Source organism: Flavipsychrobacter sp. (assembly GCA_041392855.1).
Taxonomy (GTDB): Bacteria; Bacteroidota; Bacteroidia; order Chitinophagales; family Chitinophagaceae; genus UBA5543.
Map to the genome: position 1 here is coordinate 1,442,532 of JAWKLD010000001.1, position 24,796 is coordinate 1,467,327.

A 24,796-nucleotide genomic window follows, 5' to 3' on the forward strand; every position below is an offset into this window, starting at 1 on the left:
ATATATATTTAGAGATTACTGCCAGTAAGATATTCTAGCTTTAATATAGACTGGTTGTAATTGTTTATTGTTTTTAAATATTGTTGTTTAATACTTTGCACCTGTTGCAGATTAATGAGATATGCAGTATAACTTATTTCCCCAGCTTGATATGCCTTTACAGACTGATTTCCTATAAGCTCTGCGTTATCAAGCCCAACCCTATTATAATAATCTAGCGCATTCTTTTGTTTGATATATTCTTGAACACTTTGTTCATATAGCCCTTTCAGTACTATACTACCATTTCTATATTTCATAATAGCACTTTCCTTCCTTGCATGCTCCGCTTTTATCTTGGCAATATGTGGCCCTATCCACAGTGGAACAGAAATCCCAAACTGCATACCTGTAAACCTATCTGTAGACGTTGCTAAAGAAGGATTAGTAACATCTGTCAAAGGAATACCGATCATGGTTTGAGTGAAATAACCTACTGTAAAATCGGGCAATGTAGCATGAATTGCCACAGCCTTTTGTTGTTGACGTACAGATATATCCTGTTGCATCCTTTTTAGTTCAGGGTTAGCAAGCATATCTTCTACCATTGATACAGAAAAGCTTAGTGGCTTTAATACATCTTCATCTATAACAACCGAATCTTCTGTAGATAACAGAATTTGTAACCTACGTTGTGCTATCAAAATATCTGCACCATTCTGTATTAATCCATTGTGTATCTCTACACTTTTAGCAGCTGTAGTAGACTGTTCTAATAACGTACTTTCCCCTGCTTTAAAACGCTTAGAGGCTGCATTTGCAAAATCCTTATACAAGCTATCTAGTTTTAGTAATAGTCGTTCTGATGCTCTTAAATACTTCAGCTCATAGTACGCTTGTTTTACATTATAGATCAACTCATTTTTAGCAACCTCTTTCTGCAACAAAGCACTTTTCATTTCCTGATTAGCTAATGCGGATTTGGCAAAGATCTGGGTAGGGAATGGAATTTGCTGAGAAAAGGTGTATGCATTATCCTCTTTCACCCTACTATTATATTGTCCATACTGAGCATTTACTTGAGTTTTGGGGAGATCAAAGGCTGCTTTTTTCATCTGTCTATGATACTCCACTTCTGACGTTACAGCACGTAGTCCATAATTATTTTTAACCGCAATATTTATTGCTTCATCCAATGTCAACTGTTGTGCTTTAGCAGTAGTACCCACAAATATCAATACAAGCATTAAAGCAATAGTCTTAACAGACGACTTCTTTGCAGATAGTTGTTCCACTATATAATAAAGGCAAGGCAACACAAACAAGGTGAGTAATGTTGCCGTTATCAATCCACCTATTACAACCGTGGCCAATGGTTTTTGCACCTCAGCCCCACTACTTTGAGAGAGTGCCATAGGCAAAAAACCTAAGGAAGCAACCATTGCAGTCATAACAACTGGACGCAATCTTGTTCTCGTTCCTTTCATAACAATGTCTTTAACATTATGCTCTCCTTCTTCTTTCCTTAAGCGATTGAATTCTGCAACCAATACAATACCATTCAATACAGCCACTCCAAACAGAGCTATAAAACCTACGGCTGCCGAGATACTAAATGGCATACCTCTCAGCCACAATGCTAACACTCCTCCAATAGCAGACAATGGGATTGCGGTGTATATCATTAACCCCTGCTTTACAGAACCAAAAGTGAAGAATAACAAAATGAAAATAAGTAGTAATGCAATAGGCACTGCAACCATTAATCGAGCACGGGCCTGTTGTAGGCTCTCGAATGTACCACCATAGGTAACATAATAACCAGGAGCAAAAGCGACTTGCTTATTTATCTTCTTCTCAAGTTCTTCAACTACAGTTGCAACATCCCGACCACGAACATTGAACCCAACTACGATTCTCCTTTTAGCATCATCTCTTTGTATCTGATTAGGCCCTGCCTTATAAGATACATCTGCCAACTGAGTTAATGGGATATCTCTACCATCATCAGTTGTAATGATCAGATCACGTACGTCTTCTATCCTATCCCTCACATCATTTTCTAATCTCACAACCAGATCAAACCTACGTTCTTGCTCATACACTTCTCCCGCTATGTAACCTGCAAAAGCTGCATTCACTATTTTATTTACCTCGTCTATACTTAATGCATGTCGAGCTAAAGCCTCCCTATTATAGTCTATTACTATCTGTGTTAAACCTGTCACCTGTTCTTCATATATATCTTTAGCCCCCTCTATACCTGCAGTAATACCTGCTATCTCTTTTGCATAATTAGTAAGCAGGTCTAAATCTTCACCATATACCTTTATAACTACATCTTGCTTAGCCCCTGTCATCAACTCGTTAAAACGCATTTGTATGGGCTGTTGAAAACTGATAGCTACCCCTGCAAGCACCTCAAGGGATTCTGACATTTTGTTAGCGAGTTCATCTTTATTACTTGCCTTTACCCATTCATCTTTATCATTCAATATCACCATAAGGTCACAGGCTTCTATAGGCATAGGATCTGTAGGTATTTCACTACTACCTATTTTCCCAACAACTTCTTTTATCTCATCGGGGTATTCCTTAAGTAGTATCGCTGAAGCTTTTGTTGTCATATCTACAGTTTCTTTCAGGCTAGACCCAGCCATTAACCTTACCTCTACAGCATAGTCTCCTTCATCTAGCGAAGGGAGAAACTCAGCCCCCATACTCTTGAACAACAACAAAGCAGCACCAAACAGCACAAAAGCCACAACAACGACACTCCGCTTATAATTCAATGCTTTTTCTAATAATGGACTATACCATGATTGTAATCTGGCAATAAGCTTATCTGAAAAAGTTTGTTTGTCATCTACCTTACGAGATAAAAACAACGCACTCATCATAGGCACATATGTAAGCGACAAAATAAATGCCCCTGCAATTGCAAAAGCAACTGTTTGCGCCATAGGACTGAACATTTTACCCTCAATACCTGTAAGAGCTAATATTGGCAGGTAAACTATAAGAATAATTATTTCACCAAAAGCGGCGGAAGTTCGAATACGCCCAGCAGCTTTAAAGACCTCTTCATCCATTTCTTTTCGGGTGAGTAGTTTATGTCTTGCAGCTTTTGATAAATGATGCATTGTTGCCTCTACAATAATAACAGCTCCATCTACTATTAGTCCAAAATCTATAGCCCCCAAACTCATCAAGTTGCCAGACACTCCAAACAGATTCATCATGCTAAACGCAAAGAGCATAGACAACGGAATAACAGAAGCTACGATTAGTCCTGCACGCATATTTCCCAACAATAACACTAGCACAAAGATCACAATAAGCGCCCCTTCTATAAGGTTCTTAGTAACTGTACCGATAGCATTGTTCACTAATTTTGTACGATCAAGGAAAGGCTCTATCACAACACCTTCCGGCAATGTTCTTTTTATTTGCTCTACTCGTTTTTTTACATTGGCTATTACTTCTGAAGAGTTTGCCCCCTTCAACATCATAACAATACCACCTACAGCTTCTCCATCAGTATTATAAGTAAGTGCCCCATAACGTATGGCATGTCCTTCCTGCACCTTTCCTACATCTCTGATCTGTATTGGTATACCGTCCTTATTGACTCTTACTACTATTTGCTCTATCTCATCATTGCTTTCCACAAAGCCTTCTGTTCTTATAAAATAAGCATTGGGTTTACTATCAATATAAGCTCCGCCTGTATTCTTATTATTTTGCTCCAAAGCTGTTATGACTTCTGCAAGACTAACGCCCATACTACGAAGCTTATCAGGGTTCACTGCAACCTCATACTGTTTCAAGTAGCCACCAAAGCTACTTATATCAGCAACGCCCTTTACTCCGAGAAGCTGCCTGCGTACAATCCAATCTTGCATGGTGCGCAAATCTGTGGCTGTATATTTATCCTCATAGCCTTCTTTAGGGTGCAATACATATTGGTATATCTCTCCCAAACCTGTAGTAACAGGTGCCAACCAGGAGCGCCCTATATTTGCCCCTCCTGAATTTTGAACATCAGACAACCGTTCGGTTACTTGCTGTCTAGCCCAATAGATATCAATATCTTCTTCAAAAACTATAGTTATAACACTCAGTCCAAATCGAGAAAAAGATCGAACTTCATTAATACCTGGAATAGTAGCCACAGCCTGTTCTATCGGAAATGTAACCAACCGTTCTATATCGGCTGCAGCTTGCGAAGGTGCATTGGTTATTACCTGCACTTGGTTATTTGTAATATCGGGCACCGCATCTATAGGTAGCTTTTTAAGAGAGTAAGCTCCCCAAGCTACCAGCAATACCATGAACAAGCCTATGATAAGCTTATTCTTTATTGAAAAGAAAATAATTTTATTAAGCATGAAATGTTAAGCATTAAATAATTCACATGCATGAATCTGTAATGGTAGTATTTACCATACACAGCACATGAAATAAGTACATAAGTATTATGAGAAACTTCTTTTGCTTAACAAGCCTTGGGAGGCTGCCAAATGCTCTGCTTGAAATCGATCTTTAGGAAAGGGTTGATATACCCATAAATGACTTGTTTACATTCAGGTATATAATTCCTGAATGTAACCTGCACTTTATTAGTAACAGTAGTAAGCACTAAAAATATTGGCGTACAGCAATGTTTGAAAGGAAGTTGCATATGCTTACTGTAATCACCATCAGCAGCATTATCGGCATAGTGCATTTTCAAGAAAGATAAAAGGCTAATACTTGCATCACCTTCCTTATGCTCCATGTAGTGAGAGACCAATTCAGGAAGCTTCAACACTTCATGCAATGGAGTCTGCAATGACAGGAATGTCAACAATAATGATATGACGACAATGTTTTTCACAATATTCTTAGCACAACAAATATAATGAAATTAGAAGCTATAAACACATACAGAAATACACCCATATATTTTATTGATAAAATCACCTCTTGACATACCACACCTAACTCCTAAATACAGAGACAAAAAAAGAGAGGCACATGATGCACCTCTCTTCACTGCCAATATTATTAAAGCTATTAACCTTTTTTATACTCCTTATTATATTTGGCTACAGCAGCCTTACCAAATTGTAATAATTGCTCTGGTGTTTTGTATCCTAATATGGTTGAAATTACTCGCCCCTTGCTATCCAAAATGATCATTGTAGGGTATGCACCCACATTATACTTTTGAGCAAACAACACACCTTCACCTCTCTCTGCATCCATTGCTACACTTGTAAAATGTTCATTGAAATAATTACCTAGTTCCTTATCAGGGAAAGTCCTTGCCTTCAATGCCTTACAAGGCCCACACCATGTAGTATACACATCTATAAACATTAGCTTATCTTCTTTTGTAGCTGTTGTTACAGCATCATTCCATTTGCCATGAAAAAACTCAATACCATCTGCCTTTTGTTTCTCTTTTACTTTCGGGTTAGCCGCAAATACAAATAATAAAGCCACCAACGGTAATAAATAAATTACTTTCTTCATTTTTCTCATTGTTTAATTACGAATATCATACTTACTTTTCCTCGGCATATGTACACCACAAGAACCTGAAAAACAAATACCAAAGAACCCTTTCAGCAGCAAACCTACGCCAATAATTGCATATATCGACAGCTTATCTATAAAAGCATATACAATAGACACGACACCTAAAGCAATATATAGCAGCTGCATTACTCCTACTTTTGATAACATGTTTTTCATATTGATATAGACGTGTAAGTTGCTAACACCTTACATAAAAAAAGCCGACAATTGTCGGCCTTTAATGAATATAGTAATTTTACTATTTTGTAAAAACATAGTCATTAGTTGAAGCCTTAGCATGGCAACTTTTACAAGCACCATTCATTAAATTGCTCCCCCTCATGGCTGTACCATTATCCATCATAATAGTTCCATCAGCAGCTAGTACAAAATACTCCCAGTTATTACCACTTGCATCAAAATCATTACCTCTTTTAGCCATTGCGGTTATCATATCCAAACCGTTAGCACCAGTTGTACGTTTTGAGATAATAGTACCTACAGGGAATTGTCCATTAACTCTGTTTACAGAATTAGATGTAAAATAAATTTTCCTTTCAGAAGTATTATCTGCTCCACCATGAGCATTTCCAAGCCCTGAAGGGTCAGCACCATTTTTAGTAATGTGTAGATACCAACTTTCAAAACCTTTAAATGTTGTATTATCTGCTATAAACTCATTTACTGTTGGAGTAGCTGGAGTTGGGTTATTATCATTCTTACAAGATTGCATTGCTACAGATAATGCCAACAATGATAACACGGAAAATGTAAATACTGTTTTCTTCATAAGTTATTGTTTAAAAATTATTGTTTCTAACTAATGAGAAAACATAGGAATGCGGCAACAGTTATTATGAAAATAATATAAAATATATTATTGAGCAAAAATTATTTCTTCTTATTTAAAAGATGGTCAAGGCTAATCTTCCCTGCACCTTGAGCAATAAGTACAAGAAGCATAGCTATATAATACAAAGGTATTTCAAAACCATTATCTCCTGCATCAAAACCATTTCCCCAATGCACCGTCTTGATAGCTACTAGCATAACAATAACCAGAGGTATCGCTATTACTCTCACACCAAAACCTAAGGCTAACAAAATGAAACCTAGCACTTCTGTTCCTGTAGCCATATAAGCATTCAACAACGGAAATGGCAGCCCCATATCTTCAAACCAACTTGCAATACCTTCTATATTATTTAGCTTCATTGTAGCAGGTTTATAAAAACCATATGCAAGTATTAAACGCATAAATAACAATGCCAAGCTTTGCATATTATTTGCAATTGATAAATAGCCTTTGTAAATTTTCTTTATCAGCTTCATAAATATTCTTATTTAAACCCCAGAATAAATCTCTTCTCCTTCAAAACTTCCATGAAATGAATAACATGTTTCTGCAACTCCTCTTCAGGTAATTGAAATGCTTGGGCGGCAATGGGCAACAGTTCTTTTACTGTAACACCTTGTTCCAGCAACTGCTCTAATACCCAAGCATAAAAAACGGATAGATCTAAAAACTGAACACTACCATCTTCTCTATCCCTAAATATCAATACGTAATAATTGCCTTTATCATCTTGAGTTATATCTTTTGTTCTTTTTTTATGTAGTGGGTATGCTAATTGCTCAATGGTATATTCCAGATTAAAAACGATCTTATCCTGTACAAAATCTCCCTCATTATTATACTCATCATTCTCTACATCTTCCATCATAAACATCTGCACCTCCAACCACTCAAACCATAACAGCTCTAAAAAAAAGGGATACTTTTCTTTTAATGGAGATACTACTTCTGCTAAATACTCATAAAGTTCATATGGCATTTCCCATACTTTATGAGATTGACATTTGTGATTACTAAAAAAGTCATGTACCATATCATCCCACTCTTCTTCTTCTAATAAGTTATTAGTAAGAGGATATGCCGTGCGTAATGTGTCATCTATTACATTGTACACCAACCTTCTGTAGTGGTGCAATCGATCAGAAGTCACTCCTTCCAAATGCGGTTCTTCACCCGTTCTACAATAATCAGCAAAACTTTTTTGTTGTATGGCAGTATCCTTAGTGAGTAATGGCTGCATAATCCCAATGTTTTTTACAAATACGCTCAAGATGATTCATCTCCTTCTGCAATTCCTGCATTTCAGGAATATTAAAATCTCTTTCTAACAAAACAGGCACAGAAAATGGCATTTTAGCCACAGAGTAATCAAACAGATCGTACACAGGAGTTATTATCGGCTGCCCATGCGTATCAATAATTAAATCATCGGCCACCTGTTCATGCCCTGCCATATGTATATATGACACTTTATCCATAGGAAGTTGATCTATAAAATCCTGTGCATCATAATTATGATTGAAGCTATTTACATAGACATTATTTACGTCTAACAACAGTTTACAATCTGATTTTTCTACAACAGCATTAATAAATTCATACTCCTTCATCTCAGCAGCTACAGGTGTATAATAAGACACTATTTCCATTACTAATGGCATCCCCAAATAGTCTTGTACTTTCTTTATTTTATCAGAAATATGTGCAACGGCATCCTTCCTAAAAGGGATTGGCAACAGGTCATACAAATGTGCATTATCACATTTAGAAAAACTCAGATGTTCTGAATATACCTTTACATCGTATCGTTCTATAAACTCCTTTACTTCTTTTAGAAAACTATAGTCTAAATCTTCTGGGCTACCAATGGAAAGCGATAAGCCATGGAGTGTTACTGGATATTTTTCTGCTACTTTATCAAATACCTTTTTCCAATAACCTCCAATACCCATCCAGTTTTCAGGAGCTACCTCCACAAAAGAAGGTGTAAGCAACCCTTCCTCCAGAAACTCCTCTGAGAAATCTTTCCTAAAACCTATACCTGTATATTGATTCATACTTTTTTTCTAGAGGTATTATTTGAGTGAGTTCACCTAAGTGAACCCACCCGAAATCAACTAAAACTATTTCTTGCTCTTTTTGCCGTGGTCACCACATTTACCCTCTCCACATTTTGCATCTTTGCTCTTCCCCTTCTTATCTCCACATTTACCTTCTCCGCATTTGGCATCTTTACTTTTCCCTTTCTTATCTCCACCGCATTTACCTTCTCCACATTTTGCGTCTTTAGTCTTACCCTCTCCACATTTAAGATCAAAACCTACAATACCATTATTCGTATTGTCCAAAAGTTCTGCTCTAACATCAGCACCTGACCCTAGATCGCTAAAAGAAAAAGCTTCAGCCTGATTAATAGCTGCACTTCCTAAAAGAGCACCAGCAACAATTGTTGTAGCAAATAATGTCTTCTTAATTACTTTTTTTGAATTTTGCATCGTCGTTTACATTTTTAGATTTAATAAAACAGATTAAGTGTATGTTCAAATACACTTACGATGCTTAAGACGGTTTAGTTTTTATTACCTTACATTTTTATACAAAATAAAAGGGCTGGCGCTTGCCAACCCTTTTTATCTAAATACTAAAATATTAATCTTCAACTATTTAAGACCTAACTGTTCATTAATTTTCTTTTTGTCTTCATCAGATAACTTCAAGCTTGTATCCTCTATATTCTTATTGCTTGCATGCTTTGATATAAACTTATTCTGTTTATCAAATAGTTTACACATAGCACACACCCTCAAATGAAAGAACAGTAAAATCCTTTCCTTTAGAGTTATCTCCCCTTCTGCCTTCTTTGTAGACAAAATTGAAGCTTCTTTACAATTGATCATTCCAATCACACTAATGACATTTAATATTTATCAAACCAACTTTTTTCAATGCATTTGCGCAATTGTAATTTTGCCCTATGCATCAATACCCAGTAATTAGACGCTGATATATTCAATACCTTACAAATATCTTTTGTACTGAGGTCTTCCATATGCTTCATTACAAAAACGGCCTGTTGTTGCTCTTGCAATGCGTCTTTACAATGAGACAATACTTTATAAAACTCTTTTGTTTCTATTGTATCTGTATAATTCACTCCCCAATCTTTGGGTTTACTATCATTTACCCAATGCAAATTATTTTCAAGATCAAAAAAACCTTCCGAATCCTTGTCTTCAATAGATACTAATGGATTATTAGCAGCCTTTCTATAATGATCTATTATCTTATTTCTTGTGATTGTAAACAGCCAGTTCTTTTCAGAAGCCTCACCTTTATATCCTAGCCGTCCATTCCATGCACTAACAAAAACATCTTGCACAATATCCTTTGCTACCTCTTTATCAGAAATTCTTGATGCAACAAAACTATAAAGCATATCTCCATAGTTCTCTACCCACATATCGGGTGCTAATTTATGATGCACTGTGTTATTATCTGTATGTTGCATTTACTCTATTTGCCAATGTCACAAAATAGCATTAGTAGTAATAATAGAAAAAGGCTGCCATAAATGACAGCCTAAATATATTAAATATTGTTTTTTCGACACTTAAGTATTTTCATAAAAGAAGTAAAATAGAGTAGCACTTCTTTAAAGTCGTCAAAAATATTACCACAATGCTTACCTAGCGATATTCACAGCTCTCAACTCTCTGATCACTGTTACTTTTATCTGACCAGGATATTGCATTTCCTTCTGTATCTTATCTGCTATTTGGAATGATAATGTATCACTATCCTTATCACTTACTTTTTCTGCTTCTACAATTACACGCAATTCTCTACCTGCTTGTATCGCATAAGCCTTTTCAACACCATCATATGCTGTAGCAAGCGCTTCCAGATCTTTAATACGTTGTAGATAACTCTGCATCATCTCTCTACGTGCGCCAGGTCTTGCACCGCTTATAGCATCACATGCCTGTACTATAGGAGATATAATGTAAGTCATTTCCATTTCATCATGGTGTGCACCAATACCGTTAACTACGGCAGCATGCTCACCACACCTTTCAGCTACTTTAGCACCTAGCAACGCATGGCTTAATTCTGATTCTTCATCAGGCACTTTACCTATATCATGCAACAAACCTGCTCTTTTAGCTAGTTTAACCACCTTCTGCCCAAGACCAAGTTCTGCGGCCATTGTAGCACAAAGGTTCGCCGTTTCTTTAGAGTGCATCAATAAGTTCTGCCCATAAGAAGAACGGAAACGCATCTTACCAATAAGACGCACTAGGTCTTTATGCAAACCATGAATACCTAATTCTATTATTGCACGCTCCCCTATTTCCATTATTTGCTCTTCAAGCTGCTTCTTCGTCTTTTCCACCACTTCTTCAATACGCGCAGGATGTATACGTCCATCTTGAACTAATCTTTGTAGTGACAATCTCGCTATCTCTCTACGGAACGGGTCAAAGCAACTTAATACTATTGCCTCAGGAGTATCATCTATGATCAAGTCAACACCTGTAGCAGCTTCGAGTGCGCGTATATTACGTCCTTCTCTACCTATTATCTGACCTTTAATTTCATCACTCTCCAAATTAAAGACTGTAATGGCATTATCAATAGCTTGCTCAGCAGCTGTACGCTGTATTGTTTGAATAACTATTTTCTTAGCCTCTTTCGTAGCATTTTGCTTAGCCTCCTCCATGATCTCTTTCACGTGAGCCATTGCCTTGGTACGAGCTTCCTCTTTTACCACTTCTATCAATTCAGCTTTTGCTTCATCGGCAGATAGGTTAGCTACTTTTTCTAAGCTTTTTATGTGCTCTTCTTTATGCTTTTCAAGCTCTGTACGCTTAATATTAACTACTTCTAGTTGGCTTTCTAGGTTTTTCTTTAACCTATCGTATTCATTTATTTGCTTTTGAACAGAAGCTTCTTTGTCATTAACACTTTGTTTTTGCTGCTTGATCTTATTCTCTTCCTCAGCTATTCTTTTATTCTTCTTAGAGACTTCACTATCATGCTTACTCTTCAGTTCTAAAAAGCGTTCTTTAGCTTCTAGTAATTTTTTCTCTTTTAGTGTATCTCCGTGTTCTTTAGCGTCTTCTATTATTTTTTGTGCTTGTCTTTCAGCGTCTTCTATGTCTTTTTTAGTGTTTTTTGCAAATATTAGTTTACCAAGTAATATACCTATTAAGATTGCTACTACCGATACGACAGCAACAATTATAGTCGTCGATTCCATAACTTTTTTTGTGACTTTTAGTCTTTAAATAAATCCATATCAATTAGCCTTTTCCATATATCAGAATGCCTATATGGTCTGGCCTAATTATTAACGAGCTAAATTAAGAAAAGATTTCGGTAAAGGAAATGAATATCAGCGGTTAAGATGTACTATCTTCAACCTTAAATTTAAAAAACAACGGTTATAACAAGCCAATGGTACTTGCATACGCATACAGTATAGTATTTGCAGCCCCACTTAGAGCAGAACCTTCTCATAGAGCCGAGATGGTATCACAAATATTGTTTGGCGAAAGAGTGGAAATCATAGAAATAAATGAGGAAGAATGGGCTCAAGTGAGATGCGAGTGGGATGATTATATAGGTTGGTGTAAAGCAGGACAGCTAGATATAGTAACTAGGAAAGAATATATTAAAGTTCCTAAACACATAACTTATAGGCATTGCGACAAAATTGTCTTTGACAATCAGGAGCAAATGTTACCATTAGGTGCTGAATTATTTGGGCTAAAGGGTAGCAAAGCATTGATAAACAACCAACAAGGTAAGTTTAAAGGAAAGAAGAAAGCCGTAGACGAGTTGAGCCCTTCCACAGGAGGTATTATTGCAGCCGCTTTACAATTTATCAATGCCCCTTACTTATGGGGAGGGCGAACTGCATCTGGCATAGACTGTTCGGGACTTAGCCAAATGGCTTATAAACTTTGTGGGATGGCTATTAGCAGAGATGCTAGCCAACAGGCTCAAGAGGGGGAGACCGTAGACTTCCTATTAAATGCCCAAGGAGGAGATTTAGCTTTTTTTGACAACGAGGCTGGAAATATTACCCATGTTGGTCTACTTATGGATAATCAACAGATAATACATGCTACCGACACTAGTGGCAAAGTAGTTGTAGACCGGATAGACCAAGGTGGTATTATTAGCAAAATTTTGAGAAAACGCACACACAACTTACGTGTTATCAAGCGTTTATTTTAGTTGTGGTACTCTCTACCCTTATAGTAGATACGGAACATATTTCTACCCAACTGGTATTTTAATACATCATAAGATAATTCCCAATTCTCTACAGATGCATTGGTTACATCATATATCTCTCCCTCTGTAAACAAACGCAGCATACCTATACGATTTACGTAAGCAATGGAATGATATTGCATTACAAACTTCTCTGGATAGTAGCTTTCTAAAGAGTAAATCTTCCCTTTATAAAAGACCTTAAAGTAACCGCTTTGGTCTCTAAAAGCTACCATATTATCTACCACACGATACTCGGGCTCAAAAAAACCGATCGGTTTTACCTCTCCGTTATAAAAAACCTTAAAGTAGCCATCATTCGAAACAAAGGCTGCAACATTATCCCCTATCTGAAAAGAGTTGGGAGGAAAATCCTCAATAATATAGGTATCTCCTTTATCAAATATTTTAAACTGCCTATTTATGTCAATATAGCCAACCAAATTACGACCAACCTCAAAACTATTTACTGCATAATCTTCCTGCCTTATAATTTCACCACCGTAAAATATTCTGAATTGATTAGCATAGTTATCATATGCTGCTATATTATCTGTAACCTTTACTGCCTCTAGAGGATTACCTGCCAAAAAGCCTTCTATAGGGAATACCTGTCCATTATAATACGCTTTGTATTCGCTACGTATTTGGTCGAAGAACATAATTACACTGTCTCCCATAAAATACTGCTCACAGTACGTAGACAACTTTTTAACTTCCCCTTTATCAAAAACACTTAATGCTCGGTTATTTCTAAATGCGATCAGATTGTCACTAACTTTAAATTCATTTGTCAATCCTGCATTTACCTGCTTTACTCCTCCTTTATAATATATCTTGAAAGACCTTGAATTATCTAAATAAGGAATGGCACTCCTACCTATCTTTATCTCTACAGGTTCCAGATAGTCTACCTTTCTAATGATCCCCTTATCCCAAACCATTATCTGGTTCTGCATATTAGTATAAACGGAAAGAGGCTGAGCTAATGCATTTTGAGAAAAGCTTAGCAATATATATAAGGCAAACACTAATCTATATACCATAGGTGGTAGTCTATTTAGCACTAAAATAAATAAAAAAGCTGGTCTACAAGCAGACCACAATGATTTACAATACAGAACAGGTATATGGAGGCAAATATTGTGCCGTGAGCATTTATGACACTGTGAATGTGATAATTAGGAATCGACTAGACAAAAAAAAGCCAGCCTGAGAACAGGCCAGCCCCTATAAACCCTATCACCATGAAAACATCTTTATATATGCGCCGAAGCGATATTAGTATCGGTTTGTTGGTACAAAGTTAAGAACCTTTTTTTTGTTTACAAACAGTGTTAAGTTTTTTTTATGTATTATATAGATATTTCAAATTAACACATAAGCAGAACACAAGCTGTTTATTTCTTTTTCTTAGGTGTGAAGATGGCAATCATCCTACGACCTTCCATTTTAGGCATTGATTCTAAAGAACCTACATCAGCTAATCTTTCTGCAAATTTTAAAAGTAACAGCTCTCCTCTTTCTTGGAACATAATAGCACGACCCTTAAACTGCACATAACACTTCACCTTATTACCTTCTTGCAAAAACTTATCAGCGTGCTTTGCTTTAAAATCAAAGTCGTGTTCATCTGTATTAGGAGTAAAACGAATTTCTTTTACTTCAGATTGCTTTGCTTTAGCCTTTTGTTCTTTTTCACGCTTCTTTTTATCGTAAAGAAACTTATTGTAATCAATTACTTTACAAACAGGAGGTTTAGCGTTAGGAGATATTTCAACAAGATCTACACCTGCATCTTGTGCTATCTTTAGGGCTTCTGCTATCGGATATACGTCTGACTCAATGTTTTCGCCTACTACACGCACCTCTCTAGCTGTTATCTCGTCGTTAGTACGGTGCTCTTTTTGTTGCCTTGGTTTAAAATATCTTTTACCTCTGTTTCTTCTTTGCATTAATGATTTTTAAATTGATGGCAAAAATAGTGTATTTGCCAATTAAATGTGTACTATTTAGTGTATAAAATATTTATACCATATCAAAGCCTAGTACTTTATTTGCTCTGCTACTTCGGCTGTAATGTTTTTAACAAAATCACTTAAGGTTACAGTTCCTTGATCTCCCTCACCATGCTTACGAACAGCAACGGTACCATCATTAACTTCTTTCTCACCAATAATAAGCATGTAAGGCACTTTCATTAGCTCTGTTTCTCTTATTTTCTTACCTATTTTTTCATTCCTATCATCTACTTCAGCAGTTATACCTGCTTTTTTCAATGCTGTTGCCACTTCTTGTGCATATGGAATGAACTTTTCACTGATAGGCAATGCCTTTACTTGCAAAGGAGCCAACCACAATGGAAGATTTCCGCTACAGTGTTCTATAAGTATAGCTATAAAACGCTCCATAGAACCAAATGGTGCTCTATGAATCATTACGGGACGTTTACGACTATTATCGCTGTCTACATACTCCAGCTCAAAACGCTCAGGGAGTGTATAGTCTACTTGTATTGTACCCAATTGCCAGCTACGTCCTATGGCATCTTTTACCATAAAGTCTAGCTTAGGACCATAAAAAGCTGCTTCTCCGTACTCGATCACCATATTCAAACCTTTCTCTTCTGCCGCTTCAATGATGCCTTGTTCCGCTATCGCCCAGTTTTCTTCAGAGCCTATATATTTACTTCTATCTTCTTTATCTCTTAAAGATACCTGTGCAGTATAGTTAGTGAATGACAAAGAGTTAAATACATACAACACGAGATCTATTACTTTCTTAAACTCTTCTTTTACCTGCTCTGGTCTACAAAACAAGTGGGCATCATCTTGAGTAAATCCGCGTACACGTGTAAGTCCATGAAGCTCACCCGATTGCTCGTAACGGTATACAGTACCAAACTCTGCCAAACGAAGTGGTAGATCTTTGTAAGAGCGTGGTTGCGACTTATATATTTCACAGTGGTGCGGGCAGTTCATTGGTTTTAATAAGAACTCCTCACCTTCTTGTGGTGTATTGATCGGTTTAAAACTGTCTTCACCATATTTATCCCAGTGGCCTGATGTTACGTATAACTGCTTAGCACCTATATGTGGAGTTATTACTGGTAAATAACCGCTTTCTGTTTGTGCTTTTTGTAAGAACTGTTGTAACCGTTCGCGAAGCATTGCTCCTTTAGGCAACCACAAAGGCAAACCACTACCTACTTTTTCAGAAAAAGCAAATAGTTCCAACTCTTTACCTAGCTTTCTATGGTCTCTTTTCTTCGCTTCTTCTAACAATACCAAGTACTCTTCCAGCTCTTTTTGAGCAGGGAAGGTGATACCATAGATACGAGTAAGCATCTTATTCTTCTCATCACCTCTCCAATATGCACCCGCAATACTCATTAGTTTTATAGCCTTGATAAAACCAGTATTAGGGATGTGCGGTCCACGACACAAATCGGTAAATCCACCTTGAGTATAGAAAGTGATCTCCCCATCAGGAAGGTTTTCTAAAAGGTCCAATTTATAGGGATCATTCTTTTCTTTGAAATAAGCTATAGCATCAGCCTTAGAGATATCCTTACGGATATACTCACTCTTAGCTTTAGCAAGCTCCTTCATTTTCTTTTCTATCTGAGCTAGGTCTTCTTCTTTTATAGTTCTATTTCCTAGGTCTACATCATAATAAAAACCATTCTCAATTGGAGGACCAATACCAAGACGTACACCAGGGTATAACGCTTCTAAGGCTTCAGCCATTAGGTGTGCAGATGAGTGCCAAAAAGTCGACTTCGCATCCTTCTCTCCCCATGTCAGCAATTTCAATGTTGCATCTGTATCTATAGCACGGGTGGCATCCCATACTTCTCCATTTACTTCTGCTGCCAATACTTTTCTTGCTAGTCCTTCACTTATTGACATAGCTACATCCAATGCTGTACTACCTTGCTCGTACTCGCGTACGGCGCCATCTGGTAATGTAATTTTTATCATTATAGTTGATTAAACCTATTTCTAATTTTGTGCAAAGCTACTAATTGATTGAAAGACGACGGAATTATTATAAATAAAAAACCCACCAAGTCTTATTTTGACCGGTGGGTAATTATTATAATTACTTCGATCAAATCTTCTTGAATGTCATCGTGTACATAACTGTATCTGTTCTAGGAACATTGTCAACAGTTGTGTATTGATTGTATGTTATAGTAAATGACCCTTCTGTAAATTCTTTTACTTCTGCATTTACATCCAGATTAAAGAACGACTTACCGTCATATATATACATTTTTCTATCATCGTCTAATAAACCCCAACGGAATGGCATTTCTGCTGTTTCGCTAGCATTACAACGATTTTCTCCTGGAGTGTGTACACCATCATAGTTTTCTCTGAAAACAAGGCGGTCATCCTTTTTACACTCGTCTATTACTATTGCAGTAGTATCATATTTCTTGGTGGCAGCATTATATACCTTTGTAGATCCGCTTGTTAGCATCCATTGACCATTACGTAGCATTTCCTGTTTAGATGCAGGAACTTCTACCTTATCGCAAGAAGAAACAACTAAAACTGTTGCCACTAGTAAGAAAATATATCTCATAATTTTAACCTAATTAACCCTTAAAGCTAAGGAATATATTAGTGTTGTAAAAGCTTTATGGCAGAAAATATTCTAGTTTTTTTATTCAAATAAGCTGTCTTCCAACCCTTTGTTCACCTCATAACGGAGATATGTTATCTCTATTTTCCCTTTTTTACGTTTCCCATCCTTAGCATTTTTTATACTAGAAGCCATGTCAGGCACTTCATAATCCATAGTCATGCCCTTTGGTAGCTTATATTCCTGCTCATCAAGATAAAATGTAACCTTATCTGGCAGTGCCAGTTTTTCATAAGCTTCAAACTCCAATTCCATCTTCACAGTGCCATTTTCCCTAGTTGTTGTTTCTGATTTTAAGGCCAATAAGCGAGATTCATCTACCCAAATTTTGGTAAGAATAACATCTCCTTCATCACTATTAGGTATTATCTTGATAATGTGCAACTTACGTCCATCTATCACATCAAACCCTGCATCTATTACAGTTGCATCATCCTCTGGTACAACGCTGTTTATATTAAAACTAACTCCCTTTTTAGGCATTATAGCTATGCCTCCCCTTCTATCAAGTTTCATCTTATTTGGCGCCTTGTAATATAACTTACCCGAAAGTGTGGGTACCCGCATATAGGAGATATTGATCTTCATCTTCACATCTGCACTATAGTCGGAGACTAAAGCCAATTTGGCTTTCATTTTTTGGTATAGTTCATCAGCACTATAGCTTGTTGTATCAGCCGCTTTCACATTTATAGTCGAAAAAATTAAGACCATAACGATGTACCCTACTCTCTTTATCATGACTTGATATCTTTTTTATTGAAAATGATAATTGTCGCCAATAAAAACCCGATTATATAAAGCACCAAAATAATAGCCGAATTCATAATCTCACCATATTGAATAGGAGCATCAAAGAAGCCTTTCCATGCTATCATATGAGTTGTGAACAGATATGGCTTTACCAGATTAAACAATGGCAACTCTAGATTTGTAAAGATCATCAACACTATAATGACTCCCATAGTACCGATAATAGGACCTACTGAATTTTCTGCAAGGACGGATAAAAATATAGCAAGTGCAGTGACTGTAGACATAGCTAAAAACGCAAAGCCAAATGCATATCCATACCTCCATAGCACCTCATTTTCTAATAAGAACACTATAGAGTCGCTCTTGATATTGATAAGATCTCCGCTACCAAACAATAATACCGAAAGCCCAAGACCTATAATAGCGAACCATATCAGTAGCAACATAGTATATACCAAGCCCGCTGCAAACTTGACCAAAACTAGTCTTGTTCGCGATATAGGCTTGGTTAGCAATAACCTTAATGTTCCCATATTAGCTTCCCCAGCAATCAAATCGCCTGCCACTAATGCAACCAACAGCGGTATCTGTATTAATAATGACTGTAGAATGATATAGGTGATCAAATACCCATTCAGGACATTGCCTTCTATGGAGAAATCATTGCTTGCTGATTGAAGGATGAACTGTATAAAGCTCTTGCCATCAGCCAACATAGCCAGCTGTATTAAACAGGTAATAGCTGTAACTACACCAAAACTTATATAGGTTCGGGGTCTTTTAAATATTTTATATAATTCCAACCGGAGCATCGGCATTACTTGTTAAGGATAAAAAATATGCTTCTAACGAGTGCTTAGATCTAATTTCTAAAACGTGTACCCCTTCAGCTACCAGCATCTTATTTAATGCAGGCATTTTTCTAGGGTGCATTTTCAAAACAATAGAAGAGGAATTCATCTCCTTAATATACTCACCCCATTGTGTTTTTTCCAGTTTATTGACTACCTCATCATCAGGAAGCATTTTTATTTCCATCAATGTATCATTAGGGTTGAGCAATTCCTTAACAGCACCTTCTACAACTTTTTGCCCTTTATGAATGATGAGCATTCTATTAGCTACTTGCTCTATTTCATAAAGAAGGTGTGATGAGATCAATATGGTTTTACCATGTTCTTTACTAAGACTGACGATCAAATTTCTCATCTCAGCTATACCTTGAGGGTCTAAACCATTTGTAGGCTCATCTAATATTAGCAAATCAGGATTATGAATCAACGCAATAGCTATACCCAAACGCTGCTTCATCCCCTGTGAATATGCCTTCACTTTATCATTTTCCCTGCCTGACAAGCCTACTATTTCCAACACCTCCCCAATTCTACTTCTAGCTATTGGCACTTTGCTCATCTTTGCAAACATCTTCAAATTATCCAGCCCTGAGAGGAAACCATACATGTCAGGTCGTTCTATAATTGCACCGACATGTTTTAATAAACTTCTATTGTTATTGCTAAAACGTTGACCGTTGATGTACACCTCTCCACTAGATGGTTTTATCAAACCTGTGATCATTCTAATAGTGGTACTCTTCCCTGCTCCATTCTGCCCAAGAAACCCATAGACATCTCCTTTCTCTACCGAAAAAGACAAGTCGTCTACCGCTTGAAAAGAACCAAAAGATTTTGACAAACCTTTTGCCTCTATTATATGTGTTATATCCTCAGTCATTATACTTTGCAAAATACTATAGAACATTAATATAAGCAGTATAAATCATGAATTTTAGGACAATGTTCATATATTGAACATAAGAGCATATCTTAGCTACTTGCCGTTAAACTGTAGTTAAACTAGACCAGGAAATGTAGCGTTGCAACGCCTATACGTGTAATTTTGTTTTTGACATGAGAAAAGTTTTCCCTTTAATAGTTGTACTTATTACCTTATCGGTATTGGGTATATTTTTCATTCAAATGTCTTGGATACAAAATGCTGTAAAACTTAGACAGCAACAACGTGCTCAAGATATGGAACATGCTGTAACACAGATCAGGGAATCCATGTATCGCTTATTCCTTATTAAAATAGGGCAAGTTGGCTACAATGATGAAGAATCAAAACAATTCTACTTAAAGGGATTTACGACTCAAAAATTCACTAGTGATGAGATCAGCCAAATAATAGAAAGAGCTGTTCTTAAATACAATATCAAAGAGCCTTATGAATATGTGATCACCAACATCTTCAGAATGCCCATATCTCAATCACCAGGGTTCGACAAAGAGCATTATACAAAAGCTAAAGAACTCACCCTTACAATAGATAACAATAGCTACTTTTTTGAAACACTTTACTTATATGTAAATGATGATAAAAATACCGTAATGCATAGTATGGGCTGGTACATAGCTGGTTCAATCTTATTTACAACTATTATACTTTCAGCTTTTGCTTTGACGATACGCACCATGTTCAATCAGAAAAAGATCTCTGAGATCAAGTCTGATTTTATCAACAACATGACTCATGAACTAAAGACTCCTTTGGCTACAATATCCTTAGCCATAGATTCTTTAACCAATGAGAAAGTAATACATGACACCGAAAAGATCAAGTATTACAGCAGTATGATCAAGGATGAGAACAAAAGGATGAACAAACAAGTAGAGAAGATCCTACAATCGGCAAGAATAGAGAAGCAAGATGTAAAACTAAACTTACAAGAGCTTAATGCACATCAAATAATTAGTAAAGTAGCTCAAAACCTTTCGTTACAAATACAAGAAAAAGAAGGACAATTGAACATAAACTTAGACGCTATTAATCATATCGTTATGGCAGACGAGGTACACTTCTCCAATGTTGTCTTCAACCTTTTAGACAATGCCATTAAATATTCTAACGAGAGCCCCGAAATAACCGTATCTACTAAAAACAATAGCAATATGCTAGTGGTAAAAGTAAAAGATAACGGAGTAGGCATGAATAGAGAAACACAAGCTCGTGTTTTTGAAAAATTCTATAGAGCTCATACTGGTAACCTACACAACGTTAAAGGTTTTGGACTTGGCCTAAGCTATGTTAAAGCCATAGTTGAAGCTCATGGAGGTAAAGCCAAGGTAGAAAGCGCATTAGGAAAGGGAAGCACCTTTTCCGTGTACTTCCCTTTAGCCAATCAAGCTTAATCACATTAATACGGTCAAGCTTTTAATAACACTTGCCAAACGAATAGCATCATAAATTCTTGGCTCCGTTGCACCATGTTCTTTCACCGAATGCTCGTGTGAAGTAACACAACGCTGACAACCATTTAATGCTGACACTGCTAAACTCATCAATTCAAAAAACTCCTTGCCTAACACAGGGTTCATCATTGTACTCATTCTAATACCCGCAGGAGTATTATTATAATAATCAACGTTACCCATATAGTGGCGAAAACGATAAAAGACGTTATTCACGTTCAATAAAGAAGTACAAGCAAAAGTCTCAGCAATCTCCTCTTCTGTTGCGCCCTCGGCTTTAGCCATTTTCTCAAATGCCATGATCAGTACTTCACATTTTTCATTTATTGCTACCGACAATGCTAATAAACTACTCTCTTTTGTAGTAAAGTTTTTACTACCTAGCACACCTCCAACATTCAATTTTAAATCTCTAAGAAAACGGTTATCGATAGCCGACAAGCGCTCCAGGCTTACCGTGCTGTAGTCCGCATCTATACCTAACTTTTCTAATAAACTTTTAGCGGTATCATTTAACATCTTCATTCATTTACTTGTTATAAAAATCCACCCTATCAAAAAGACAGAGTGGATAATAATCAATCAGGATATTAAAACAATTCTTATGCAGTTTGTAGTTGCTGTGTTAATGTTTCTTCACCTTTATTCCAGTTACATGGGCAAAGCTCATCTGTTTGCAAAGCATCTAGCACTCTTAAAACCTCATCAACGTTACGACCTACAGCAAGGTCATTAACGTTTACCCAACGGATAATACCTTCTGGATCGATGATAAACGTAGCGCGGTAAGCAATTTTCTCTCCTGCTTCCAAAATACCAAGATCTTCAGCAAGGCTCTTAGAAGTATCAGCAATCATTGGGAATTTAAGACCACGAAGATCATCATGGTCGTGGCGCCAAGCAAGGTGTACAAACTCACTATCTGTAGATGCTCCTAACAATACAGTATCACGATCTTCAAAATCTTCAAACTTATTATTGAATTCAGCAATCTCAGTAGGACAAACAAATGTAAAATCTTTCGGCCACCAAAACATTACTGCCCACTTACCGTTGATATCAGCATTACTGATATTCTGAAATTCTTTACCCTTCTCAATTGAGACTACAGATTTTTTGTTAAACTCAGGAAACTGACTTCCTACTGATACACAGTTACTCATTTCTTAATTTTATGTATTGTAATTTAATAATTTGCGCAAAGGTCGCTTTTTAAAAAACGACAACAAAGCCCTAGCCTATTAGGTTTCCTTATAAAAAAATAAAGGTTATCAATTTGTAGAATCCCTTAAATAAAAAGAGAGGCTGCAATGCAGCCTCTTGAAATATATTATCTAAAATAAATTACCTTATTAAGGTGACGTTTCCTGATTTATGTATTCGTTTTCCAGATACACAGAATGCATCAGCTTCCCATACATAAACCCCCATCGGCGCCATTTCTCCATTTATAGTACCATCCCACTTCTTAGTAGGGTCAGTAGTTGTAAATACTTGTTGTCCCCAACGGTCGTATACGTTTAGATAGTTAAGCTTAACAATCTTTTGGTTTACAAGACCGAACTTAGATCTAGGACCTGTTGTTTCTGGAATAAATGCATTTGGCAAATTCAAATCATTGCAGTCTACTCTAATAACAACTGTATCTACATCTTTACATCCTGAAGTATCACGAACCTCAAAGTAGTAAGTAAAGTCGAACGGAGGACGAGCTACTGGGTTTCTTGAGAACCTGTCTGAGATATACTGATCAGGTATCCACTCGTAAGTATAATTTGGTCCAAGTGTGTTCTCTGGGCCGCCTAGTAATGTAGTAGCTCCATCAATTATTTGTCTATCAGGACCAGCATCTGCTTTTACTTTATGTACTTTAATAGTAATCCCTGTATCTACAATACAATTTTTAGGGAAAGGCATTACCACTCTGTATCTAGTAGTAAATGATGGCCATACTTGTATCTTATCTTTACTCGTACTTGAAATCTCTCTATTAGGAGTCCAAGTGTGACTTATAGCATTTACAGAGCTAGCTTCTAAGCTTACTGTATCACCTTGACAAATAGTAGTATCGTTGCTAATAATAATAGAAGGAATTGGCAATACGGTTATTAACTTACACTCCACCTTCATTGTTGGCAAACCTTCGTCTACAGCATAATAAATATTATACACCCCAGGCTGGTCGTATGAATATTCAGGTGGTCTATGTGATAATGAGAATTCAATACTAGAGTTCTTACATTGTTCAAACTTTATACGTGCAAAAGAAGTATCAGAATTCACCACGAATGTATACAAGTTGTCTCTATCTCTAACGATAGTAGAGATACTTAAAGGACCTTGCAAATTTCCACTTACACTACTATAGCTTGTAGTTGTGTAAGGCCCCATCACATCTGTCATCTCCATTCTCACCAAGGCATTAGAACCTCTGTTGGTAATAAAGGCTACTAGACTATCACAATCTCTAATGAATGTTATACCACTTGGAGCAGAAAATAAGTTACCAATATTTCCTAGGTTATTTCCTGCTGGCGTTGCATTAGTTAATGTATTACCCATATCTATTCTAGATACGGAGTTAGAACCTCCATTAGTAACGAAGAAGTACCAATTACCGTTATCTAAAACTGCATTAAGGTCTGTAGGCGCACTTAAACCGCCGACATTTCCAAGACTTGTTACTGTAGGCGTGATAGATATACTGGTATCCATATCTAATTTCAATAAAGTACCAGTTCCTTTATTCACACAGAAGCCATGCCATTTATTGCCCTCTTTAGCTACAAAAATACCTGTAGCGCCATTAAGCATATTACCAAGATTACCAAAGTTTACAATATTAGGATCATTAGCAAGGCTCTTACCAAAATCGATACGAGCGATACGAGAATCTGCAACATTGGTACCACCTGCTAAAAATATATGCCAATTAGCTCCATCCTTAACGATATATATCGAATTGTTTGAAGACAATAAAACACTGTCCATATTACCAAAGCTGGTAACTACAGGGTTATTAGCCAAGCTAGTTCCAAATTCGAATCTTAAAAAGTCTTGTTCGTTATTAGCTGCATCAACAGTGGTCATGAAGCCGTAATACTGATTACCTTCTTTGATAACTTCCATTGTTGACCCTGGCCTTTGCATTTTATACCTCGCAGCGTCTTTCAACTTATCACCTGTCGGGGAATGAAAGATATATCCTGAACAAAAGCCAAAATAGTGAGAACTAACGCCTTGCGCGTTGCTCATCAACTTAACGGGTTGCTTGGCACATAAAGTATCTGGCGCGACAAATAATGATTGCGCTAAAACAACATTTATTTGAGACACTAGAATTAGTGCAACAAAGAGTAGGCATTTTCTCATAGTATTGAAAACAATTTCACTTTCTATTCGGCTAATATAACAATTTGCATAAAAAGTTTATAGCAATGCACTATATTTATTT

Annotated in this window: 23 protein-coding genes; 2 read left to right on the forward strand and 21 right to left on the reverse strand. The window is 36.6% G+C overall.

Annotated features, from left to right (window positions below; all coding sequences use genetic code 11):
* Positions 1-8: 8 nt before the first annotated feature.
* From R2800_06810 to rny, 11 genes are all read right to left on the reverse strand, one after another.
* Complete coding sequence (locus R2800_06810; GenBank protein MEZ5016743.1) at positions 9-4,370, reverse strand: CusA/CzcA family heavy metal efflux RND transporter; 4,362 nt, start codon at positions 4,368-4,370, stop codon at positions 9-11.
* 107 nt (positions 4,371-4,477) lie between these two features.
* Positions 4,478-4,858: a hypothetical protein gene (locus R2800_06815; protein ID MEZ5016744.1), complete on the reverse strand. Its 381-nt coding sequence runs from the start codon at positions 4,856-4,858 to the stop codon at positions 4,478-4,480.
* A 179-nt stretch (positions 4,859-5,037) separates the two neighbouring features.
* Positions 5,038-5,499 carry a thioredoxin domain-containing protein gene (locus R2800_06820; protein MEZ5016745.1) on the reverse strand — a complete coding sequence of 154 codons (462 nt, stop codon included), beginning with the start codon at positions 5,497-5,499 and terminating at the stop codon, positions 5,038-5,040.
* 12 nt (positions 5,500-5,511) lie between these two features.
* Complete coding sequence (locus tag R2800_06825; protein ID MEZ5016746.1) at positions 5,512-5,712, reverse strand: hypothetical protein; 201 nt, start codon at positions 5,710-5,712, stop codon at positions 5,512-5,514.
* Between the two features lie 91 nt (positions 5,713-5,803).
* On the reverse strand, positions 5,804-6,334 hold the full coding sequence (locus R2800_06830) for a cytochrome P460 family protein (GenBank protein ID MEZ5016747.1): 531 nt from the start codon (positions 6,332-6,334) through the stop codon (positions 5,804-5,806).
* 101 nt (positions 6,335-6,435) lie between these two features.
* Entirely contained in the window at positions 6,436-6,876 is a 441-nt protein-coding gene (locus tag R2800_06835) for a DoxX family protein (GenBank protein MEZ5016748.1), read from the reverse strand.
* An 8-nt stretch (positions 6,877-6,884) separates the two neighbouring features.
* Complete coding sequence (locus tag R2800_06840; protein MEZ5016749.1) at positions 6,885-7,640, reverse strand: putative DNA-binding domain-containing protein; 756 nt, start codon at positions 7,638-7,640, stop codon at positions 6,885-6,887.
* On the reverse strand, positions 7,621-8,457 hold the full coding sequence (locus R2800_06845; protein MEZ5016750.1) for a DUF692 domain-containing protein: 837 nt from the start codon (positions 8,455-8,457) through the stop codon (positions 7,621-7,623). The genes R2800_06840 and R2800_06845 overlap by 20 nt, the downstream gene beginning before the upstream one ends.
* Before the next feature lie 66 nt (positions 8,458-8,523).
* Entirely contained in the window at positions 8,524-8,895 is a 372-nt protein-coding gene (locus R2800_06850) for a hypothetical protein (protein ID MEZ5016751.1), read from the reverse strand.
* 422 nt (positions 8,896-9,317) lie between these two features.
* The gene (locus R2800_06855; GenBank protein ID MEZ5016752.1) at positions 9,318-9,908 is read right to left on the reverse strand and encodes a sigma-70 family RNA polymerase sigma factor; all 591 of its coding nucleotides are present in this window, start codon (positions 9,906-9,908) and stop codon (positions 9,318-9,320) included.
* A gap of 174 nt (positions 9,909-10,082) precedes the next feature.
* Entirely contained in the window at positions 10,083-11,660 is a 1,578-nt protein-coding gene (gene rny, locus R2800_06860; protein MEZ5016753.1) for a ribonuclease Y, read from the reverse strand.
* Between the two features lie 197 nt (positions 11,661-11,857).
* On the opposite strand from rny, the gene R2800_06865 reads away from it, so the two are divergent.
* Positions 11,858-12,643, forward strand: a complete 786-nt coding sequence (locus R2800_06865; protein ID MEZ5016754.1) for a C40 family peptidase — start codon at positions 11,858-11,860, stop codon at positions 12,641-12,643.
* Here the strand turns inward: R2800_06865 and R2800_06870 are convergent.
* The 7 genes from R2800_06870 to R2800_06900 form a co-directional block, all read right to left on the reverse strand.
* The gene (locus tag R2800_06870; protein MEZ5016755.1) at positions 12,640-13,728 is read right to left on the reverse strand and encodes a hypothetical protein; all 1,089 of its coding nucleotides are present in this window, start codon (positions 13,726-13,728) and stop codon (positions 12,640-12,642) included. The two genes, R2800_06865 and R2800_06870, sit on opposite strands and share 4 nt — an antisense overlap.
* A gap of 354 nt (positions 13,729-14,082) precedes the next feature.
* Positions 14,083-14,637 (reverse strand): translation initiation factor IF-3, encoded by a 555-nt coding sequence (gene infC / locus R2800_06875; protein MEZ5016756.1) that lies wholly within the window; start codon positions 14,635-14,637, stop codon positions 14,083-14,085.
* 90 nt (positions 14,638-14,727) lie between these two features.
* On the reverse strand, positions 14,728-16,665 hold the full coding sequence (thrS, locus tag R2800_06880) for a threonine--tRNA ligase (GenBank protein ID MEZ5016757.1): 1,938 nt from the start codon (positions 16,663-16,665) through the stop codon (positions 14,728-14,730).
* Positions 16,666-16,795: 130 nt separating this feature from the next.
* A complete protein-coding gene (locus tag R2800_06885; protein MEZ5016758.1) occupies positions 16,796-17,275 on the reverse strand; it encodes a hypothetical protein in 480 nt (159 codons plus the stop codon).
* A gap of 81 nt (positions 17,276-17,356) precedes the next feature.
* Entirely contained in the window at positions 17,357-18,076 is a 720-nt protein-coding gene (locus R2800_06890; protein ID MEZ5016759.1) for a hypothetical protein, read from the reverse strand.
* On the reverse strand, positions 18,073-18,903 hold the full coding sequence (locus tag R2800_06895; GenBank protein ID MEZ5016760.1) for an ABC transporter permease subunit: 831 nt from the start codon (positions 18,901-18,903) through the stop codon (positions 18,073-18,075). The genes R2800_06890 and R2800_06895 overlap by 4 nt, the downstream gene beginning before the upstream one ends.
* Positions 18,881-19,825, reverse strand: coding sequence for an ABC transporter ATP-binding protein (locus tag R2800_06900; protein ID MEZ5016761.1), 945 nt, complete (start codon positions 19,823-19,825; stop codon positions 18,881-18,883). Before R2800_06900 ends, R2800_06895 begins: the two co-directional genes overlap by 23 nt.
* A gap of 176 nt (positions 19,826-20,001) precedes the next feature.
* Here R2800_06900 and R2800_06905 point away from each other — a divergent pair, with 176 nt between their 5' ends.
* Positions 20,002-21,282, forward strand: coding sequence for a HAMP domain-containing sensor histidine kinase (locus R2800_06905; protein MEZ5016762.1), 1,281 nt, complete (start codon positions 20,002-20,004; stop codon positions 21,280-21,282).
* On the opposite strand, the gene R2800_06910 is transcribed toward R2800_06905, so the two are convergent.
* The 3 genes from R2800_06910 to R2800_06920 form a co-directional block, all read right to left on the reverse strand.
* Positions 21,283-21,867: a carboxymuconolactone decarboxylase family protein gene (locus R2800_06910; protein ID MEZ5016763.1), complete on the reverse strand. Its 585-nt coding sequence runs from the start codon at positions 21,865-21,867 to the stop codon at positions 21,283-21,285.
* Positions 21,868-21,944: 77 nt separating this feature from the next.
* Positions 21,945-22,505, reverse strand: coding sequence for a peroxiredoxin (locus tag R2800_06915; GenBank protein ID MEZ5016764.1), 561 nt, complete (start codon positions 22,503-22,505; stop codon positions 21,945-21,947).
* A 181-nt stretch (positions 22,506-22,686) separates the two neighbouring features.
* The gene (locus tag R2800_06920; GenBank protein MEZ5016765.1) at positions 22,687-24,714 is read right to left on the reverse strand and encodes a gliding motility-associated C-terminal domain-containing protein; all 2,028 of its coding nucleotides are present in this window, start codon (positions 24,712-24,714) and stop codon (positions 22,687-22,689) included.
* Positions 24,715-24,796 lie beyond the last annotated feature (82 nt).

Excerpts from the sequence above, each read along its gene's own strand:
- R2800_06920 (MEZ5016765.1), bottom strand. The coding sequence starts at position 24,714 with ATGAGAAAATGCCTACTCTTTGTTGCACTAATTCTAGTGTCTCAAATA.
- R2800_06885 (MEZ5016758.1), bottom strand. The coding sequence starts at position 17,275 with ATGAGATATATTTTCTTACTAGTGGCAACAGTTTTAGTTGTTTCTTCT.
- thrS (MEZ5016757.1), bottom strand. The coding sequence starts at position 16,665 with ATGATAAAAATTACATTACCAGATGGCGCCGTACGCGAGTACGAGCAA.
- R2800_06855 (MEZ5016752.1), bottom strand. The coding sequence starts at position 9,908 with ATGCAACATACAGATAATAACACAGTGCATCATAAATTAGCACCCGAT.
- R2800_06850 (MEZ5016751.1), bottom strand. The coding sequence starts at position 8,895 with ATGCAAAATTCAAAAAAAGTAATTAAGAAGACATTATTTGCTACAACA.
- R2800_06865 (MEZ5016754.1), top strand. The coding sequence starts at position 11,858 with ATGGTACTTGCATACGCATACAGTATAGTATTTGCAGCCCCACTTAGA.
- R2800_06870 (MEZ5016755.1), bottom strand. The coding sequence starts at position 13,728 with ATGGTATATAGATTAGTGTTTGCCTTATATATATTGCTAAGCTTTTCT.
- R2800_06895 (MEZ5016760.1), bottom strand. The coding sequence starts at position 18,903 with ATGCTCCGGTTGGAATTATATAAAATATTTAAAAGACCCCGAACCTAT.
- infC (MEZ5016756.1), bottom strand. The coding sequence starts at position 14,637 with ATGCAAAGAAGAAACAGAGGTAAAAGATATTTTAAACCAAGGCAACAA.
- R2800_06845 (MEZ5016750.1), bottom strand. The coding sequence starts at position 8,457 with ATGAATCAATATACAGGTATAGGTTTTAGGAAAGATTTCTCAGAGGAG.
- R2800_06825 (MEZ5016746.1), bottom strand. The coding sequence starts at position 5,712 with ATGTTATCAAAAGTAGGAGTAATGCAGCTGCTATATATTGCTTTAGGT.
- R2800_06810 (MEZ5016743.1), bottom strand. The coding sequence starts at position 4,370 with ATGCTTAATAAAATTATTTTCTTTTCAATAAAGAATAAGCTTATCATA.
- R2800_06835 (MEZ5016748.1), bottom strand. The coding sequence starts at position 6,876 with ATGAAGCTGATAAAGAAAATTTACAAAGGCTATTTATCAATTGCAAAT.
- R2800_06830 (MEZ5016747.1), bottom strand. The coding sequence starts at position 6,334 with ATGAAGAAAACAGTATTTACATTTTCCGTGTTATCATTGTTGGCATTA.
- R2800_06890 (MEZ5016759.1), bottom strand. The coding sequence starts at position 18,076 with ATGATAAAGAGAGTAGGGTACATCGTTATGGTCTTAATTTTTTCGACT.
- R2800_06910 (MEZ5016763.1), bottom strand. The coding sequence starts at position 21,867 with ATGAAGATGTTAAATGATACCGCTAAAAGTTTATTAGAAAAGTTAGGT.
- R2800_06915 (MEZ5016764.1), bottom strand. The coding sequence starts at position 22,505 with ATGAGTAACTGTGTATCAGTAGGAAGTCAGTTTCCTGAGTTTAACAAA.
- R2800_06900 (MEZ5016761.1), bottom strand. The coding sequence starts at position 19,825 with ATGACTGAGGATATAACACATATAATAGAGGCAAAAGGTTTGTCAAAA.
- R2800_06905 (MEZ5016762.1), top strand. The coding sequence starts at position 20,002 with ATGAGAAAAGTTTTCCCTTTAATAGTTGTACTTATTACCTTATCGGTA.
- rny (MEZ5016753.1), bottom strand. The coding sequence starts at position 11,660 with ATGGAATCGACGACTATAATTGTTGCTGTCGTATCGGTAGTAGCAATC.
- R2800_06820 (MEZ5016745.1), bottom strand. The coding sequence starts at position 5,499 with ATGAAGAAAGTAATTTATTTATTACCGTTGGTGGCTTTATTATTTGTA.
- R2800_06840 (MEZ5016749.1), bottom strand. The coding sequence starts at position 7,640 with ATGCAGCCATTACTCACTAAGGATACTGCCATACAACAAAAAAGTTTT.